At 68.7% G+C, this 15,474-nt stretch carries 17 protein-coding genes; 13 read left to right on the plus strand and 4 right to left on the minus strand.

All coding sequences use genetic code 11. From position 1 onward, the window contains the following. Window positions 1-6: 6 nt before the first annotated feature. Window positions 7-648, plus strand: coding sequence for a DUF2062 domain-containing protein (locus CDO87_RS06430; RefSeq protein ID WP_100928012.1), 642 nt, complete (start codon window positions 7-9; stop codon window positions 646-648). Between the two features lie 17 nt (window positions 649-665). Continuing rightward, window positions 666-1,355 carry a class I SAM-dependent methyltransferase gene (locus CDO87_RS06435; protein ID WP_100928013.1) on the plus strand — a complete coding sequence of 230 codons (690 nt, stop codon included), beginning with the start codon at window positions 666-668 and terminating at the stop codon, window positions 1,353-1,355. Window positions 1,356-1,525: 170 nt separating this feature from the next. Here the strand turns inward: CDO87_RS06435 and CDO87_RS06440 are convergent, their stop codons facing one another. Further along, complete coding sequence (locus CDO87_RS06440) at window positions 1,526-2,143, minus strand: hypothetical protein (RefSeq protein WP_100928014.1); 618 nt, start codon at window positions 2,141-2,143, stop codon at window positions 1,526-1,528. A gap of 181 nt (window positions 2,144-2,324) precedes the next feature. On the opposite strand from CDO87_RS06440, the gene CDO87_RS06445 reads away from it, so the two are divergent. The 4 genes from CDO87_RS06445 to acpS all read left to right on the plus strand — a co-directional run bounded on the left by CDO87_RS06445 (window position 2,325) and on the right by acpS (window position 4,500). Beyond that, window positions 2,325-3,074 (plus strand): pyridoxine 5'-phosphate synthase, encoded by a 750-nt coding sequence (locus CDO87_RS06445; protein ID WP_100928015.1) that lies wholly within the window; start codon window positions 2,325-2,327, stop codon window positions 3,072-3,074. Continuing rightward, window positions 3,071-3,541 (plus strand): nucleoside deaminase, encoded by a 471-nt coding sequence (locus CDO87_RS06450; RefSeq protein WP_100928016.1) that lies wholly within the window; start codon window positions 3,071-3,073, stop codon window positions 3,539-3,541. Before CDO87_RS06445 ends, CDO87_RS06450 begins: the two co-directional genes overlap by 4 nt. An 81-nt stretch (window positions 3,542-3,622) precedes the next feature. Beyond that, a complete protein-coding gene (locus tag CDO87_RS06455) occupies window positions 3,623-4,078 on the plus strand; it encodes a hypothetical protein (protein WP_100928017.1) in 456 nt (151 codons plus the stop codon). A gap of 5 nt (window positions 4,079-4,083) precedes the next feature. Continuing rightward, a complete protein-coding gene (gene acpS, locus CDO87_RS06460; protein WP_100928018.1) occupies window positions 4,084-4,500 on the plus strand; it encodes a holo-ACP synthase in 417 nt (138 codons plus the stop codon). A gap of 375 nt (window positions 4,501-4,875) precedes the next feature. Here the strand turns inward: acpS and CDO87_RS06465 are convergent, their stop codons facing one another. Then, on the minus strand, window positions 4,876-5,628 hold the full coding sequence (locus CDO87_RS06465; protein ID WP_100928019.1) for an SDR family oxidoreductase: 753 nt from the start codon (window positions 5,626-5,628) through the stop codon (window positions 4,876-4,878). A 340-nt stretch (window positions 5,629-5,968) separates the two neighbouring features. After that, window positions 5,969-8,452 carry a right-handed parallel beta-helix repeat-containing protein gene (locus CDO87_RS06470; protein ID WP_100928020.1) on the minus strand — a complete coding sequence of 828 codons (2,484 nt, stop codon included), beginning with the start codon at window positions 8,450-8,452 and terminating at the stop codon, window positions 5,969-5,971. A 147-nt stretch (window positions 8,453-8,599) separates the two neighbouring features. Here CDO87_RS06470 and lepB (CDO87_RS06475) point away from each other — a divergent pair, with 147 nt between their 5' ends. From lepB (CDO87_RS06475) to CDO87_RS06500, 6 genes are all read left to right on the plus strand, one after another. Then, window positions 8,600-9,433, plus strand: a complete 834-nt coding sequence (gene lepB, locus CDO87_RS06475) for a signal peptidase I (protein ID WP_100928021.1) — start codon at window positions 8,600-8,602, stop codon at window positions 9,431-9,433. Window positions 9,434-9,437: 4 nt separating this feature from the next. Continuing rightward, complete coding sequence (lepB, locus tag CDO87_RS06480) at window positions 9,438-10,409, plus strand: signal peptidase I (RefSeq protein WP_100928022.1); 972 nt, start codon at window positions 9,438-9,440, stop codon at window positions 10,407-10,409. Continuing rightward, window positions 10,406-11,083 (plus strand): ribonuclease III, encoded by a 678-nt coding sequence (gene rnc, locus CDO87_RS06485; RefSeq protein ID WP_100928023.1) that lies wholly within the window; start codon window positions 10,406-10,408, stop codon window positions 11,081-11,083. The genes lepB (CDO87_RS06480) and rnc overlap by 4 nt, the downstream gene beginning before the upstream one ends. A gap of 155 nt (window positions 11,084-11,238) precedes the next feature. Continuing rightward, window positions 11,239-12,132 (plus strand): DMT family transporter, encoded by an 894-nt coding sequence (locus CDO87_RS06490; RefSeq protein WP_100928024.1) that lies wholly within the window; start codon window positions 11,239-11,241, stop codon window positions 12,130-12,132. A gap of 273 nt (window positions 12,133-12,405) precedes the next feature. Next, complete coding sequence (gene era, locus CDO87_RS06495) at window positions 12,406-13,314, plus strand: GTPase Era (protein WP_100928025.1); 909 nt, start codon at window positions 12,406-12,408, stop codon at window positions 13,312-13,314. Window positions 13,315-13,399: 85 nt separating this feature from the next. Continuing rightward, complete coding sequence (locus tag CDO87_RS06500; RefSeq protein ID WP_100928026.1) at window positions 13,400-13,729, plus strand: DUF1491 family protein; 330 nt, start codon at window positions 13,400-13,402, stop codon at window positions 13,727-13,729. 66 nt (window positions 13,730-13,795) lie between these two features. On the opposite strand, the gene CDO87_RS06505 is transcribed toward CDO87_RS06500, so the two are convergent. Then, window positions 13,796-14,581: a hypothetical protein gene (locus CDO87_RS06505; RefSeq protein ID WP_100928027.1), complete on the minus strand. Its 786-nt coding sequence runs from the start codon at window positions 14,579-14,581 to the stop codon at window positions 13,796-13,798. An 89-nt stretch (window positions 14,582-14,670) separates the two neighbouring features. Here CDO87_RS06505 and recO point away from each other — a divergent pair, with 89 nt between their 5' ends. Then, complete coding sequence (recO, locus tag CDO87_RS06510; RefSeq protein ID WP_100928028.1) at window positions 14,671-15,396, plus strand: DNA repair protein RecO; 726 nt, start codon at window positions 14,671-14,673, stop codon at window positions 15,394-15,396. Window positions 15,397-15,474: the final 78 nt, after the last annotated feature.

The following is a 15,474-nucleotide window of genomic DNA, read 5'->3' on the forward strand; positions in this document are numbered from 1 at the left end:
GGCAACGTGTTCAAGCGACGCGACAGGCGCCCGATCTGGCGGATCGTGGCGGAAGCGCTCTGGCCCAAAGGTGGCTGGGGTCGCGCCGCGCGTTACGTCCGGCTGCGCCTGAACCGCCTGCCCGATCCGCCGAACCGCATCGCGCGCGGCATCTTCGCCGGGGTCTTCACCACCTTCACGCCGTTCTACGGGCTGCATTTCATCGTCGCGGCGACGCTGGCGTGGCTGATGCGCGGCAACATCCTGGCCGCGCTGCTGTCGACCTTCTTCGGCAACCCGCTGACCTACGTGCCGATCGGCGTCATCGCGATGAAGACCGGCTACTGGCTCCTTGGCCTGCACGGCCATCCCGACCACCACGACGGCAGCCTCGGCGCCAAGTTCGTGAAGGCCGGGCAGGACCTGTGGGACAACTTCTACGCCATCTTCACGCCCGAACAGACGGACTGGTCGCACCTGAGGATCTTCTACGACGAGGTCTTCTATCCCTACATGATCGGCGGGATCATCCCCGGCATCATCGCGGGCACCATCGCCTACTACGTCTCGCTGCCGCTGATCACCGCCTTCCAGAACCGCCGCAAGGGGGTCATCAAGGCCAAGCTCGCCGAACTGAAAAAGCGCAAGGCCGAGGGCCGCGCGCCCTGACGTCCAAAGGTCTTCCGATGCAGGATTCCCCCACCGATTTCTTCGCGGGCAATGCCGCGACGGGCTACGACGCCCGCAACGCACGCCTCGCACCGATCTCCGACGCGCTGCATTTCCTGACCGGCCTCGTGCTGGAGGACCTTCCCGAAGACGCCCGTCTGCTCTCCGTGGGCACCGGCACCGGGGCAGAGGTGCTGGCCCTCGCCCGCGCTCATCCCGGCTGGCGCTTCACCTGCGTCGACCCCTCCGCCGACATGCTCGCCGTCTGCGCCGACCGGCTGGCGCAGGCGGGCCTTTCGGACCGCTGCACGCTGGTCCACGGCGACGTGCACGCCCTGCCCGACGGCGCCCCGCATGACGCGGCGCTGGCCATGCTCGTCGCCCACTTCATCGCCGAGGGCGACCGCCCCGCCTTCTACGCCGCGATTCGCGCGCAGCTCTCCCCCGGCGCGCCCTTCGTCAGCGCCGAGATCAGCCACGACCTCGACGCCCCCAGCTTCGCGCCGACGCTCGGGACGTGGAAAAAGGTCCAGACCCTGATGGGCGCCACACCCGAGTCGCTCGACCGCCTGTCCGTCCTGCTGAGAGAGACGCTCGCCGTCCTCTCCCCCGCCCGGACCGACACGCTGCTGGCAGAGGCGGGCTTCACCGCCCCAACGACCTTCTATCAGGCCGTGATGATCCGCGCCCTGCACGCCCGCGCCTGACCGAAGCACAGGCCCGGCCGCCGAGTATTTCCTGCAGAGGCTCACGGCCCCTACCAGCCCGCCAAACGCGCCAAGCTGTTGAAATTCAGACCGAATGGGCCGGCGGGCGGGCGCACTTGCCGAAGGCAACAGTCCCGCCCCCGGCCAGGACATCACGACAAGCGAAGCCCTTACTCTTCCTCTTCCGGCTGCACGTAGGCCACCGGCCCGAGGGTGGAGTTCAGCCCCCAGTCCCGCACCTTCAGCAGACCGTCGGCGATGTAGAGCTTGCGGATCGGGTACACCTGCTCGCCCTCCGGCCCGGCCACCACCATGACCGGCCCCTTGTTGGTGTTGCGCGTCCAGACCAGTGGGTCGGTCTCGGTGATGCTGTCGACGATCGCGCGAACCTCGTCGGGGTCGGTCACCCGCTCCACCTGGAAATAGCACAGCCCCTCGTAGCTGCCGACCGCGGCAAAGGCGACCGCCCCCACCACCAGCGTCACCGGCGCCGTGACCACCGCCGTGACCGAGGCCGCAAGCCCGCCGACACCGCCAGCCGCCGTGGTCGCGCTCGACACCGTTCCGGCGGCGCCGGTCACCAGCTTCACGCTCTGGCCCGGGTGCATCAGCATGTAGTTCCCGGCGACCCGCGCGCCGGTCCGGGCCACGTCGCCCGCCCGGTCGACCGCCGCGCCTGCCAGCTTCGACGGCTTGTTGGCGCAGACGCCTTCCGCCCATGCCAGCGACGGCAGCGCCGTCAGCATCGCCAGTCCGATGAAAGTCCCTGCAAGACGTCTCTGCGTCATTCCGGTCTCCTGCTCGCTATCCTCGCCCAAGGATCTATCAGGCCCGGCCCGCCCGGCAAACGCCGCAGCCGCGGGGCGCACCCGCCTGCGCGGCCTTCCGCCAAGCCGCGCGCCCGGAAACCGCGTTGCATTTCCCGCAGGGACCCCTAGTGTTTGATCAAATTCCACCCCGGAGGCCCCCATGACCCCCACCGGCAAATTGCGCCTCGGCGTGAACATCGACCACGTCGCCACCGTCCGCAACGCCCGCGGCTCCGCCTACCCGGACCCGATCCGCGCCGCCAAGCTGGCGGAGGAGGCGGGCGCCGACGGCATCACCGCCCACCTGCGCGAAGACCGCCGCCACATCTCCGACAGCGACATCGAACGGCTGATGGACACGCTCACCCTGCCGCTCAACTTCGAGATGGCCGCCACGCCCGAGATGCAGGCCATCGCGCTGCGCCACAAGCCGCACGCCATCTGCCTCGTCCCCGAGAAGCGCGAGGAGCGCACCACCGAGGGCGGGCTCGAAGTCGCGCGCGAGGAGAACAGGCTGGCGCATTTCATCGCCCCCCTGCGCGACGCGGGCTGCCGCGTGTCGATCTTCATCGCCGCCGACCGCCGCCAGATCGAGGCCGCCCACCGCATCGGCGCGCAGGTGATCGAGCTGCACACCGGCGCCTACTGCGACTTCCACGCCGAGGGCGACTTCGAGCAGCGCGACGCCGAGCTCGAGCGCATGCGCGAGATGGCCGCCTTTGCCCATTCCCTCGGGCTCGAGGTGCATGCCGGACACGGCCTGACCTACGAGACGGTGAAACCCGTCGCCGCCTTCCCCGAGGTGATGGAGCTCAACATCGGCCACTTCATCATCGGCGAGGCGATCTTCCTCGGGCTGCAACCGGCCATCGCCGAGATGCGCCGCCTGATGGACGAGGCCCGCGCATGACGGAGGTGACCGCCGCCGAGCGCGCGGTCATGGAGGAGCTGATCGACACCGCGCTCGACCGGCAGGGCAGCGGCGGGCCCGCCGCCATCGCCGCGGCGATCATGCGGGGCGACACGCTCCTGGCGCGCGGCGCGAACGAGGTGCACCTGAACCACGACCCCTCCCGCCATGCGGAAATCGTGGCGATCTCGGCGGCCTGCCGGGCGCTCGGCACGGCGGACCTCTCGGGCTGCACGCTGGTCACCACCCTGCAACCCTGCGAGATGTGCCTCGGCGCGATCCGCTTTGCGGGCATCGGCCGGGTGATCTTCGCCGCGCAGAAGGGCGGCGTGCAGGAGGCCAAGTATTTCGGCTTCCCCGGCCTCGACCTGCCCGACTTCGTGGCCGCCTGCGACGGGGAACTGACCACCTGCGGTGGCGTTGGGGAGGACCGTATCCTGCACGTCTACGCCGAGGGCAACGACTGAACGGACCCCCGCTTTGCGGCGCCGTTTTCCTCTCCCCTCCCCCGTGCTAGCGTCGCCGCCACCAGTTCAGGAGTGCCCGCCATGTTCCGTTCCCTCGCCCTGATGGGCCTGCTCGCCGCCACCCCGGCCCTCGCCGAAGAGTTCAACCCACAGGTGTCGAACTGCGACGGCCGGTCCAGCGCATGGAACCTCGCCGAACCGTGGGAGGCGCACACCCGCACCTTCTCCAACGGCAAGACCCGCGTGGCGATGATCGACACGGTGGAACCGGCGGGCGGCTGGGCCTACCTGCTGATCCTATCGCCCCCCTACGACGAACTCGGCATCCGCCAGTGCGTGATGATCGGCAACGGCGGGATCGGCTTCTCGCGCATGGACTTCGGCGCGATGACCGCCGATTACGACCCGGCGCAGGGGCTGATCTTCACCCTGCCCGTGGGCTCCTACATCACCGGCGAGGACAGCGATCCGGTCTACGACCTGCAGATCGTCCTCAACCAGGCGACCGGCGACGTCACCCTGCGCTGGCCGGACTGACCTCCATGATCCTCGGCATCGGCACCGACCTCGCCAACATCGAACGGATCGCGCGCACGCTCGACCGCTTCGGCGACCGTTTCCGCAACCGCGTCTTCACCGAAATCGAGCAGGCCAAGGCCGAACGCCGCGCCGACACGCCCGGCACCTACGCCAAGCGGTGGGCCGCGAAAGAGGCCTGCTCCAAGGCGCTCGGCACCGGGCTGCGGATGGGGATCGCGTGGAAGGACATGGCGGTGACCAACCTGCGCACCGGCCAGCCGGTGATGCACGTGACCGGCTGGGCGAAGGAGCGGCTGGACAGCATGACCCCGCCGGGGCACGAGGCGATCATCCACGTCACCCTCACCGACGACCACCCCTGGGCGCAGGCCTTCGTGGTGATCGAGGCGCGCCCGCTGGCATCGCCGGACAACGCCTGACCTACAGGCCAGCCCGGCGCACCCACGGCCGTCCGGACAACCGCTTCAGCGTCGCACATCCGGCCCCCATCAGGCCCGCCCTGACATCACGAACGAAGCGCCCGTCGGCACCGGCGCACCTCTGGCGCCGCGCCGCCCTGCCGGACGGACAACGCCAACCCGCACCCTCCAGGCACACCTGTCGAATGCCATGCGAAAGCGACTCGACCCCATGGATTTCGGGTCTCGGTCACGAGGCAATGCCAAGCAATCCTGCCCCCATTGCCACGCCTTTCCGACCCAATCCGGACCTTCGACGCGCCCCGCGCCCGTACCTGCTGTGCGGGACGGAGCGGACGTTGACGTGCGGTGGGTCAACGTCCGCAAATGATGACCTCAGGCCTTGGTAATGGAGTTTCCGCCATCCACGGTCATTGCGCTGCCGGTAACGAAAGATGCCTCCGGTGAAAGCAGGAACATTGCGGCCTGCGCGATTTCCGACGGCTCTGCGATCCGCTTGAGGGCATGGAACCCGCGCACGACCTCATGGAAACTGGGATCATCTCCCGCCATGGGCGTCATCGTGCCGCCCGGCAGGAGCGCGTTCACGCGCACTTTCTCTGTGCCGTGTTCGACAGCCAGAACCTGAACCAGTCCAACCAGACCTGCCTTAGCGGCAGCATAGGCCGCCATACCCGGCAATCCAATCGCATGCCCGACGAACGAAGAGGTGAAGACAATGGACCCGCCGCCGTTGTCGCGCAGCGCCGGTATCTGGTATTTGGCCGCGTAGAAGCCGCTGTTGAGATTGACGGCCAGCACCTCGTGCCAGTTGTTCGAGTGCATGTCAGGCACGGGCTGCATCTGACCTACCGTGCCTGCGTTGTTGAATGCGCCGTCAAGGCCCCCGAATGTATCCAGGGCACAGCGCACGAGGGCTTCGGCATATGCCTCGTCGCGCACGTCACCGGGAAGGCAGACCGCATTTCCGTTGCCTTGAGCGATCTGCCCGACGAGCCGTTCGAGTTCGGGCCTCCTTCGAGCGCCGAGAACGAGATTTGCGCCGTTCGAGGCCAGAAGAAGTGCGCTGGCAGCACCTATTCCGCTACTCGCCCCGGTCACGATGATGGTCTTGTCTTTGAGTTTCATTGCTATGCCTTTCGATCATTGGATGTTGATCGACTACGGCACAGCCTCGCGGACCGGCGACCCGTTTCATGCGCGGTCGGGGTGCTACGTATTCATTGCACAAGATCCGGATTGGACGTGGCCGGTATTGGAAAGCAGCCAATCGGACTGCGCGCAATATCGGCCGTTTCGGGCTCGCTGCCGGCCTTCGCTGCACGGGGCACGAACGACAGCTTTTCCTTGGCAAATGCGATCCGGGTCAGCGGTCTGACAGGGACGTCGCTTTTGTCTGACACCTGACAACACCCCCTCGCAGGGCGGGGCTATGCGCCGCCTCCCCCCGACAGCCACACGCGCCGCCTTACTCCCGGTTGCCGGAGCGGATCACCGAGCCCGCACTCGACTCGATGTCCCAGGCGCCGCGTTCGTTGCCGCGCAGGTCGTTGTCCTCGAACTGGCCGCCCGCCTCCTTGTAGATCCAGACCGCCTCGTAGGCGTTGCCGGTGATCGTGTTGCCGCGCACCACCGCGTGGCTCTTCTCGCGGGCCGAGATCCCCGCCGCGCCGTTGCCGGTGATCTCGTTGTCCTCGATGGTCCCCTTGCCGCCCTCGAACAGGCTCACCCCGCTCTGCCCGTTGTCGCGGATGGTGTTGCGGCGGATCAGAGGGTCGCCGTCCTCGCTGATCGAGATCCCGGCGTTGGCGTTGCCGTAAATCTCGTTGTCCTCGATCAGCCCCTTCGCGGCCTCGTAGACGTAGATGCCGCTCTGCTGGCCGTCGCGGATGGTGTTGCGGCGGATCACCGGATCGCCGTCCTTGCCGACGCTGATCCCCGACAGCACGTTCGCATAGACCTCGTTCTCCTCGAAGGTGCCGCGCCCGCCGTCGTAGACGTTCAGCCCGGACTGTTCGTTGTCATGCACGTCGTTGCGCCGCACGATCGGGTCCGATCCGGTCGCCACCGCGATGGCCGACTTGCCCGATCCCGTCACCTCGTTGTCCTCGATGGTGCCCTTGCCGTCCTCGAAGACGTAGATGCCGCTCTGCTCGCTGCGGTGTATGGCGTTGCGCCGGATCACCGGGTCGCCCCCGGTCTTGACCGAGATCCCCGACCCCTTGATGTCGAGGATCTCGTTGTCCTCCACCGTGCCGCGCGCGTCGTCGTAGACATAGACCCCGGTCGAGGCGCCGTCCTTGATGATGTTGTTGCGCACCGTCGCGGTGCTGCCCGACCGGACCCCGACGATGGCCAGCCCGCCCGAGGACATCACGTTGTCCTCCAGCACAGCCGAGCCGCCGTCGAAATCCACGGTGTAGAAATCGCCGCCCCGCAGGTGCAGCGTCAGGTTGGCGATGCGGCCCGACCCGGCGGTCCAGTAGATCACGTCGTCCTCGTCCGATTCCCAGACGATGGTCGTGCGGTCGCCGACCCCGACGATGGTCACGGGGATGTCCACGTCCACGCCGCCCTCGTAGAGGCCCGGGTAGATCTCGATCACGTCCCCGGCCGAGGCCGCGCGCAGCGCCGCGTCGGGCGAGTTGTAGTCGCCCCGCCCGTCCGCCATCACCCGCAGCACGTCGGTTCCGGGGATCGGCTCGCGCGGGTTGATCGCCTCCTGTGTGGAAGAGGCCGTGACCAGCTCCAGCATGGCCCGTGCGCTTTCTGCCGCCGCCGTCTCCGGGAAGGTGGCGATCAACTCCTCCAGCCGCGACCGGCGCGACAGCCCCTGCACCTGAAGCGCGGCGGTCAGCGCCGCGGTCGCGGTCTGCTCCGGGTCCTCGCGGCCCGGCCCCTGCATCAGGTCCAGCGCCCGCTGCGCGCTCTGCGCCGCGCGGCTGCCGGGAAAGCCCTGCACGATCTGCGCCAGAGCATCGCGGCGCGCCGCGTCGTCCTCGATCAGCAGCGCATCGGTCAGCGCGCCCTGCGCCCGCGCCGCCGGGTCGAAGCTGCCGGTGCCGCCCGCGCCGGCCTGCTGGAACTCCAGCCCCAGCGCCGCCGCCACGGCCGAGATCTTGTGCCCGCTGTTGTAACCGCCCTGCGCGTTCAGCCCGCCCTGGTTGTGCAACCCCATGACCGCCAGCGTCCGCGCGTCCAGCAGCAGCGACCCGGACGACCCACCCGTGCTTTCGCAGCTGTGCCGCAATTGCGAGGCGGCCTCCGGCAGCGCGGCCTGCTCCGGGTGGATCTGGCAGGTGCCCGAGGAAAACTGCTGCGCGTCGCCCCGCGGGTGATGCACCATGGTCAGCGCCCGGCGCGGCGTCACGTCGGTCTCCATCATCATCGGGACGCTGCCGCCCAGGGCCTCGTTCGCGTCGGCCCCGATGATCTGCAGCAGAAGCGCATCGGTGGCGTCGTCCGCGGCGATTTCCCGGTCGTCGACAAGGAAGGTCTGCACGTTCCCGGTGAAATCCGTCGAGGTGTAGCCGAAGTTGATCCGCGCCTCCCGCACCCGGGTAAAGCCCGCCGCGACAAGGCTCGGCTCACGGAAACAATGCACGTTGGTCAGCAGGCGGTTACCGGGCAGCAGCGCCGCGGTGCAGTTCGTCACGTAGGGCGAATTGAGCGTGGTCGACCCGTTCGGCGTCTGCACCGTGCGCGGCTTGCCGTCCGGCGTCATCAGGCACACGTCCAGCCGCCCGATGAACCGCCCGATGTCCTGCACGTCCTGCGGGGCCTCGCGGATCGGGCGCCAGAAGCCGCCGCGCGACGCGGCCCCCTCGACAAGGGCCTGGAAGGCCGAACTTTGCGCGTCGATCTTGAACTCGAACTTGCAGTCTTCCAGCGCATGGGCGGGCATCGCGGCCGCGACAAAGCCCAGCACCACGCAGGCGATCCGAAAAAGCATGATCCATCCGTCCCGATGAAATATGACCTGTGAAGTATGCCCCCACGGTACGCCCGTCCGGCGATCTGTCAACGGTTGGAGAGCCGCCTTGACACGCCCTGCCCTGCCGCTCATGTAGCGCGGGGGACATCTGGCAAGGGGCATTGAATGGCAACCGAAGAGAAAAAAGGTGGTCTGCTCGAGACCATCAAGACCATCGTCTACGCGTTGCTCATCGCCGGCGTCTTCCGCACCTTCCTGTTCCAGCCGTTCTGGATTCCCTCGGGTTCCATGAAGGACACGCTGCTCATCGGCGACTTCCTCTTCGTGAACAAGATGGCCTACGGCTATTCCTACGCCTCCTGCCCCTCCATCATCATCCCGCGCTTCGGCATCGACATCGACGCGCATGACGTCTGCGGCTGGGCCGACGGCGACAACGCCCGCCTCTTCGGGTCCGAGCCCGAGCGCGGCGATGTCGTAGTCTTCCGCCACCCGACCACCGGGCGCGACTTCATCAAGCGGCTGATCGGCCTGCCCGGCGACCGTATCCAGATGCGCAACGGCATCCTCTACATCAACGACCAGCAGGTCGAGGTGCAGCCCGACGGCACCTTCGAGGAGATCGCCGCACCGCAGGGCCCCCAGCGCCTGCGCCCCCGCTGTGCCAACGGCCCGGTCGGCGAAGGCGGCGTCTGCGTCAAGGAGAAGCTGATCGAGACCCTGCCCGGCGGCACCAGCCACTCGATCCTGAACATCGGCACGCAGGGCTCCGACAACACCGGCGTCTTCACCGTGCCCGAAGGCAACTACTTCTTCATGGGCGACAACCGCGACAACTCCTCCGACAGCCGGGTCAGCTCCATGACCGGCGGCGTGGGCTTTGTCCCCTACGAGAACCTCGTGGGCCGGGCGGACCGGGTGATGTTCTCCTCTGCCGGGCGTTCGATGCTGTTCTTCTGGACGTGGCGCGGCGACCGGTTCTTCAAGAAGATCCAGTGATCCCATGGACTTCGTCCGCGACGGGCTGGACTGGAGCGGCCTGACCGGGCGCGCCCGGGTGGCGCTTGCGACGGCCCTCTGGCTGGCGCTGTCCTTCCTGGCGCAGCGCGTCGACGGCTTCGGCCCGCTGCACGCCGCGCTCTGGCTCGCCGCCGCGCTGTCGATGCTGCTCGCCGTGGGCCATGCCCGCCGCCGCCTGCGCGACATCAACGCGTCGGGCTGGTGGCTCTGGCTGCTGATGGTGCCCTTCGTCTCGCTCGTCTTCGCGCTGTTCCTTGTCCTGCGCAGGCCCGAACCTGCAAAGGCCTCTCCCGCCTTCAGCCGCACCGCCCGCGCCGCCACGGCCCTGCTCGCCCTGCTGGTCGCCAGCCGCGCCCTGTGGGAACCCTACGCCATCCCCGCCGGCAGCATGAAGCCCGCGCTCCTGCCCGGCGACTACATCCTCGCCACGCCCGGCTTCGGCCGTCCCGAACGCGGCGACGTCATCATCTTTTCCCACCCCGACACCGGCACGCCTTTCGTCAAGCGCGTGATCGCGCTCCCCGGCGAAACCATCGCCTTTCAGAACGGCATCCCGGTGATCGACGGCACGCCCCTTCTGCACGCGCCCGACGGCCTCTTTACCGAACCGGCCGAAACACCTCTGTCCACCGCCGCGCCGCGCTGCGCCAACGCCCCCGTGGCCCCCGGCGCCCCCTGCGAAAAGCGCCGCGAGACCGAGACCCTGCCCGAGGGCCGCACCGTCACCGTGCTCGACATCGACGCGAAGACCATGGACGACCTGCCCCCCTTTGTCGTACCCGGGGGGCATGTCTTCGTTCTGGGCGACAACCGCGACAATTCTCTCGACAGCCGTGTGCCGCGCCGGTCCGGCGGCCCAGGTCCCGTGCCCTACCGCGCCATCACCGGCCGGGCGCGGATCGTGCTGTTCAACAACCGCGGCACCGGCGGCCGGGTGATGCGGGGGATCGAATGAAGGTATCGGCAGAGATCAAGGCGCTCGAGGAAAAGCTCGGCCACACGTTCCAGGACAAGTCCCTCCTGCGGCGCGCCGTCACCCATGCCTCCATGTCCGGCCCCGGGCGCGAGGACAACCAGCGGCTCGAATTCCTCGGCGACCGCGTCCTCGGCCTCGTCATGGCCGAGGCGCTGCTGGGACATGACCGCAACGCCTCCGAAGGGCTGCTGGCGCCGCGCTTCAACGCGCTGGTGCGCAAGGAAACCTGCGCCGAGGTCGCGCGCACCATCGGCGTCGGAGAGGCGCTGAAGCTCGGCCGCTCCGAACAGATGTCCGGCGGCCGGCGAAAGCAGGCGCTGCTCGGCGACGCGATGGAGGCGGTGATCGCCGCGGTCTACCTCGACGGCGGTTTCGACGTCGCGCAGGAGATGATCCTGCGGCTCTGGGCGCCCCTGATCGCCAGCGTCGAGGAAGACGCCAAGGACGCCAAGACCACGCTCCAGGAATGGGCGCAGGGCCGAGGCATGGCGCCGCCCTCCTACACCGAGGTCGAACGCTCCGGCCCCGACCACGCCCCGGTCTTCACCATCGAGGCCCGCCTCGCCACCGGCGAAACCGCCCGCGCCACCGCCGGCAACAAGCGCCAGGCCGAACAGGCCGCCGCCCGCGCCCTGCTGGACGAGCTAACCTGACGACCTGCGCGCAGCCTTCTGCCGCTCGAACCGCTCCCCTGCCACCCTTGTCACCCGGCCGGCCACAGAACTTTCCGCCCCCATGGCGGTTCTCCTTCCCTTGGGCGGCGTGCTGGTGCAAGACACGCCTCGTTCCTTTCGCGCAGAAGATCCCCATGACCGACAACCTCCGCGGCGCCCTCTGGATGATGCTCTCGATGCTGGGCTTCGGGATCGAGGATGCGTTCTTCAAGGCGGCCACCGGCACCGGCGAGGTCAGCGCGGGGATGGGCACCGTGCAGTTCGGGCTGATGGCCATGGCGCTCTACGCGCTTTATGCCGTGCAGCAGGGGGTGCCGGTCTGGACTGGCGAATACCTCAAACCGCGGCTCCTGATCCGCACCGCCTTCGAGATCCTCGGGCGGCTGTTCTTTGCCCTCTCGCTGGCCTACACGCCGCTTTCGACCACCTCCGCCATCCTGCAGGCCGCGCCGCTGGTGGTGATGCTGGGCGCGGGGCTGATCCTCGGCGAGAAGATCGGGCCGCGCCGCTGGGCCGCCATGGCCGTGGGCTTTGCCGGGGTGCTGCTGATCGTCCGCCCCACGCCCGACGCCTTCCAGCCCAACGCCATCCTCGCGATCCTCGGCATGATCGGCTTTGCCGGGCGTGACCTGGCGACCCGCACCGCGCCGATGCATGTGCACGCGGCACAGCTGGGGGTGCTGGGCTTTGCGGTCGTCACCTTCGCCGGGCTGGTCATCGTGGCGTTCGAGCCGGGCGCGTCCGCGCTGCCGACCGCGCAGGCCGCCACGCTGCTCTGCGGCACCGCCATCGCCGGGGTGATCGGCTACACCGCCATCACCTTCGCCATGCGCACCGGAGAGGTCTCGGTCGTGGCGCCCTTCCGCTACTTCCGCCTGATCGTGGCGCTGATCCTCGCCTATTCGATCTTCGGCGAACGGCCCGACACGCTGACGCTGGCCGGGGCCGCGCTGATCGTCGGCGCCGGGACCTATTCGCTGATCCGCGACGGACGGCGCAGAAAAACCGCGCCGCTCGCAAAGACGTGAGCCGCCAAATACCGACAATTTTAGCGAGCGGCCCGTTTTCGAGCTCAGACCCGCAAAAACGCCATGTTCGCGATTCGTCGCCACAGGCGAAAGGTTAACAACCGGCCGGTTCACCCCCTCCAACCGGCCGGGACTCACCACAACAAAACCTTAACGCGCCGGGATTAACGCACCGACCGATCCGGAGGGGACGGGTTTCGGCCTTTGTGCTATGGCGGGACGGCGCGAAACCCGCTAAGGGAGCGCCTTCACCATCGGACCAAGACAGCCACCATGACCACACGCGCCGGATTCATCGCCCTGATCGGAGAGCCCAACGCGGGCAAATCCACCCTCACCAACCGCATGGTCGGGGCCAAGGTGTCCATCGTGACGCACAAGGTCCAGACCACCCGCGCCCGCATCCGCGGCGTGGCGATGGAGGGCGAGAGCCAGCTGATCTTCGTCGACACGCCGGGCCTGTTCCAGCCGCGCCGCAGGCTCGACCGGGCGATGGTCGCCGCCGCATGGGGCGGGGCTGCCGACGCCGACATCGTGGTCCTTCTGGTCGAGGCGCACCGCGGCAAGACGCCGGGCGTGGACCGCATCCTCGAAGGGCTGGCAGAGCTGCCGCGCGGCCGCCGCGTCGCGCTCGCGATCAACAAGATCGACCGGGTGAAGGCCGAGGAACTGCTGGCGCTGTCGCAAAAGCTGAATGAAATCCACGCGTTCGAGAAGACCTTCATGATCTCCGCCGAACGTGGCTACGGCGTGGACGACCTGCGGGAATGGCTGGCAGCCGAGGTGCCGGAAGGCCCGTGGCTCTACCCCGAGGACCAGATCGCCGACCTGCCGCTGCGGATGATCGCGGCGGAGATGACGCGCGAGAAGCTGACCCTGCGCCTGCACCAGGAACTGCCCTACCAGCTGACGGTCGAGACGGATCACTGGACGGAACGCGAGGACGGCACTGCCCGCATCGACCAGGTGATCTACGTCGCCCGGGACGGCCACAAGGGCATCGTGCTGGGCCACAAGGGCGAGACGATCAAGGCGATCTCGAAGGCCGCGCGCGAGGAGCTGACCGAGTTCCTGGGCCGCAAGGTGCACCTGTTCCTGCAGGTGAAGGTGCGCGAGAACTGGCTGGAAGAGGCCGAGCGCTACTCGGAAATGGGGCTCGACTTCAAGGACGGCAACAGCTGAGCCGGCGATCCGGACGGGGCCCCTTGTTTCCTTGGGCGTTGACCGTTTCTCAATGGACATGAACGCCGCATAAACCGGAGTGCCGATGACCCGCCTGACCGCCCGTTTCTGGGTCGACGCTTACCTCACGCGGCTGCGCCTGCACGACATCCCGGCCTTCGTCGTGGCGCACGGCGACGACACCGCCGGCGCCGTCCTGGTCAAGCTTGCGACCCTCGACGGCAAGGCCCGCGCCTTCACCCGCAGCTTCGACCTCGCGACCGGAGAACGCGTCTGGACCGACCTCGCCAGCGGCGACGAACGGGAGGTCGACGCGGCCATTTCCCGCCAGCGCGGCTTCGACCCGGACCTCTGGGTGATCGAGGTCGAGGACCGCGCCGGACGCCACCTGCTGGACGAGGACGGGCTGGCCTGAGCGCAGGGCGGCGCAGAGCCCCGCCCTACATCCCCGCGCGCTGTTGCACGGGCCGGAACACGCCGATCAGCCGGGGAAGATCCGCGCCATCTGCCCCTCGAAATGCGCCCAGGTCATCGTCGCCCGGTTGCCCGCGTACCCGTGGTAATGCGACCGCCCCGACGAGTTCGGCAGGCCCGCCCAGATCTTCGCGATGTTGTTCATGAAGGCCGTGCGGGTCATCACCCCTTCGCGGAAGGCGGTCAGCCCCGCCTCCTCCAGCAGGATGTCTGCAAGGCGGTCCTGAACCTCCGGCGAGAAGCGGGTGTTCGGCCCGTAATGCGCCTTGCGCACAAGGCCGCGCAGGGTGGCGGGGATGATCTGGTAACGCCCGATGGCATGGGGCTGTCCGGGCGTCGCGTCGATCCAGGCGTAGATCTCCGTCAGGGTCATGCGGGTGGGCGGCAGGGGCGGCCGGATCCGCGCCCCGTGCTGCACCGCGTCATAGCCCGCGCGCCCTGCCTCTGCCGTGGCGATCAGGTCGCGCAACTGCGCCACCGGCCCGCCAAGACGCGGTCCGATCCGGTCGATCACCGGGGCCCCGCGGCTGGGCCACGGCGCAAAGAAGGAAGCCGCCGCGCGCCCGGCAAACAGGCTCGCCTCCGCGCCGTTGGCGCCGCCTGCACCGCCCGTGCTGACGTGGATCACCTGCGCCTGCCCGTCGCGGGCCATGGGCACGACCGCGCCGCCCGCCCCGCCGAACATCGGCCCGCGATCCGCGAACAATGCCCCGCGCGGTTCCATGGAGATCGCCTGCGCCGAAGCCCCCTCCGCCATCAGCACCATGGCCAGAATCCACAGGTATCGCCGCATCCCATCCTCCTTCTGAAGGTCAGGGCGTTGTGACACAGCGGGGTTGAGAAACCCTTGCCCCCGCCCGGCCGCGGCGCCAATGTCGCGGCATGGAATGGCGGGACACCGGGATACTGCTGGCAACGCGGCGGCACGGCGAGACCTCGCTGATCCTCGACGTGTTTACGCCGGAACGCGGGCGGCACGCGGGCGTCCTGAGGGGCGGCACCTCGCGCAAGATGGCACCGCACCTGCAACCCGGCGCGCAGCTCGACCTGAGCTGGCGGGCGCGGCTCGAAGACCACATGGGCGCCTTCACGGTCGAACCGCAACGCTCCCGCGCGGCGGCGGCCCTGGGGGACCGGCTGGCGCTGGCCGGGCTGAACGCGGTCGTGGCGATGCTGCGGTTCTGCCTGCCGGAGCGGGTGCCGCACCCCGATCTCTACACCTTCAGCGAACGGCTGCTGGACCTGCTGGACCAGCCCGACCTCTGGCCGCTCGCGTACCTGCGGTGGGAGATCGCGCTGCTGGAAGAGATGGGCTTCGCGCTCGACCTTTCGAGCTGCGCCGTAACCGGGCGGACAGAGGGGCTGGTCTATGTCTCGCCGAAGAGCGGACGGGCGGTGACGGCAGAGGGGGCGGGCAACTGGATCCACCACCTGCTGCCCCTGCCCGAGGTCATGCTGGGCCAGGGCGCTGCCGGGAACGCCGAGATTGCAACGGCCCTGGGCACCACCGGCTATTTCCTCGAACACCGGCTGGCGCCACAGATGGGCGACAAGCCCGTGCCAGAGGCCCGCGCCCGGCTGATCGACCGCATCCGCCAGCGGGACTGAACCGGCACGCGCCGCCCGCCCGCGCAAGCGGCGTTTCAACGCAGGCCCCCCGACAGGCAAATGTGATGAACTAGGTGG

The organism is Sagittula sp. P11 (genome assembly GCF_002814095.1).
In the GTDB taxonomy this organism is placed as follows: domain Bacteria; phylum Pseudomonadota; class Alphaproteobacteria; order Rhodobacterales; family Rhodobacteraceae; genus Sagittula.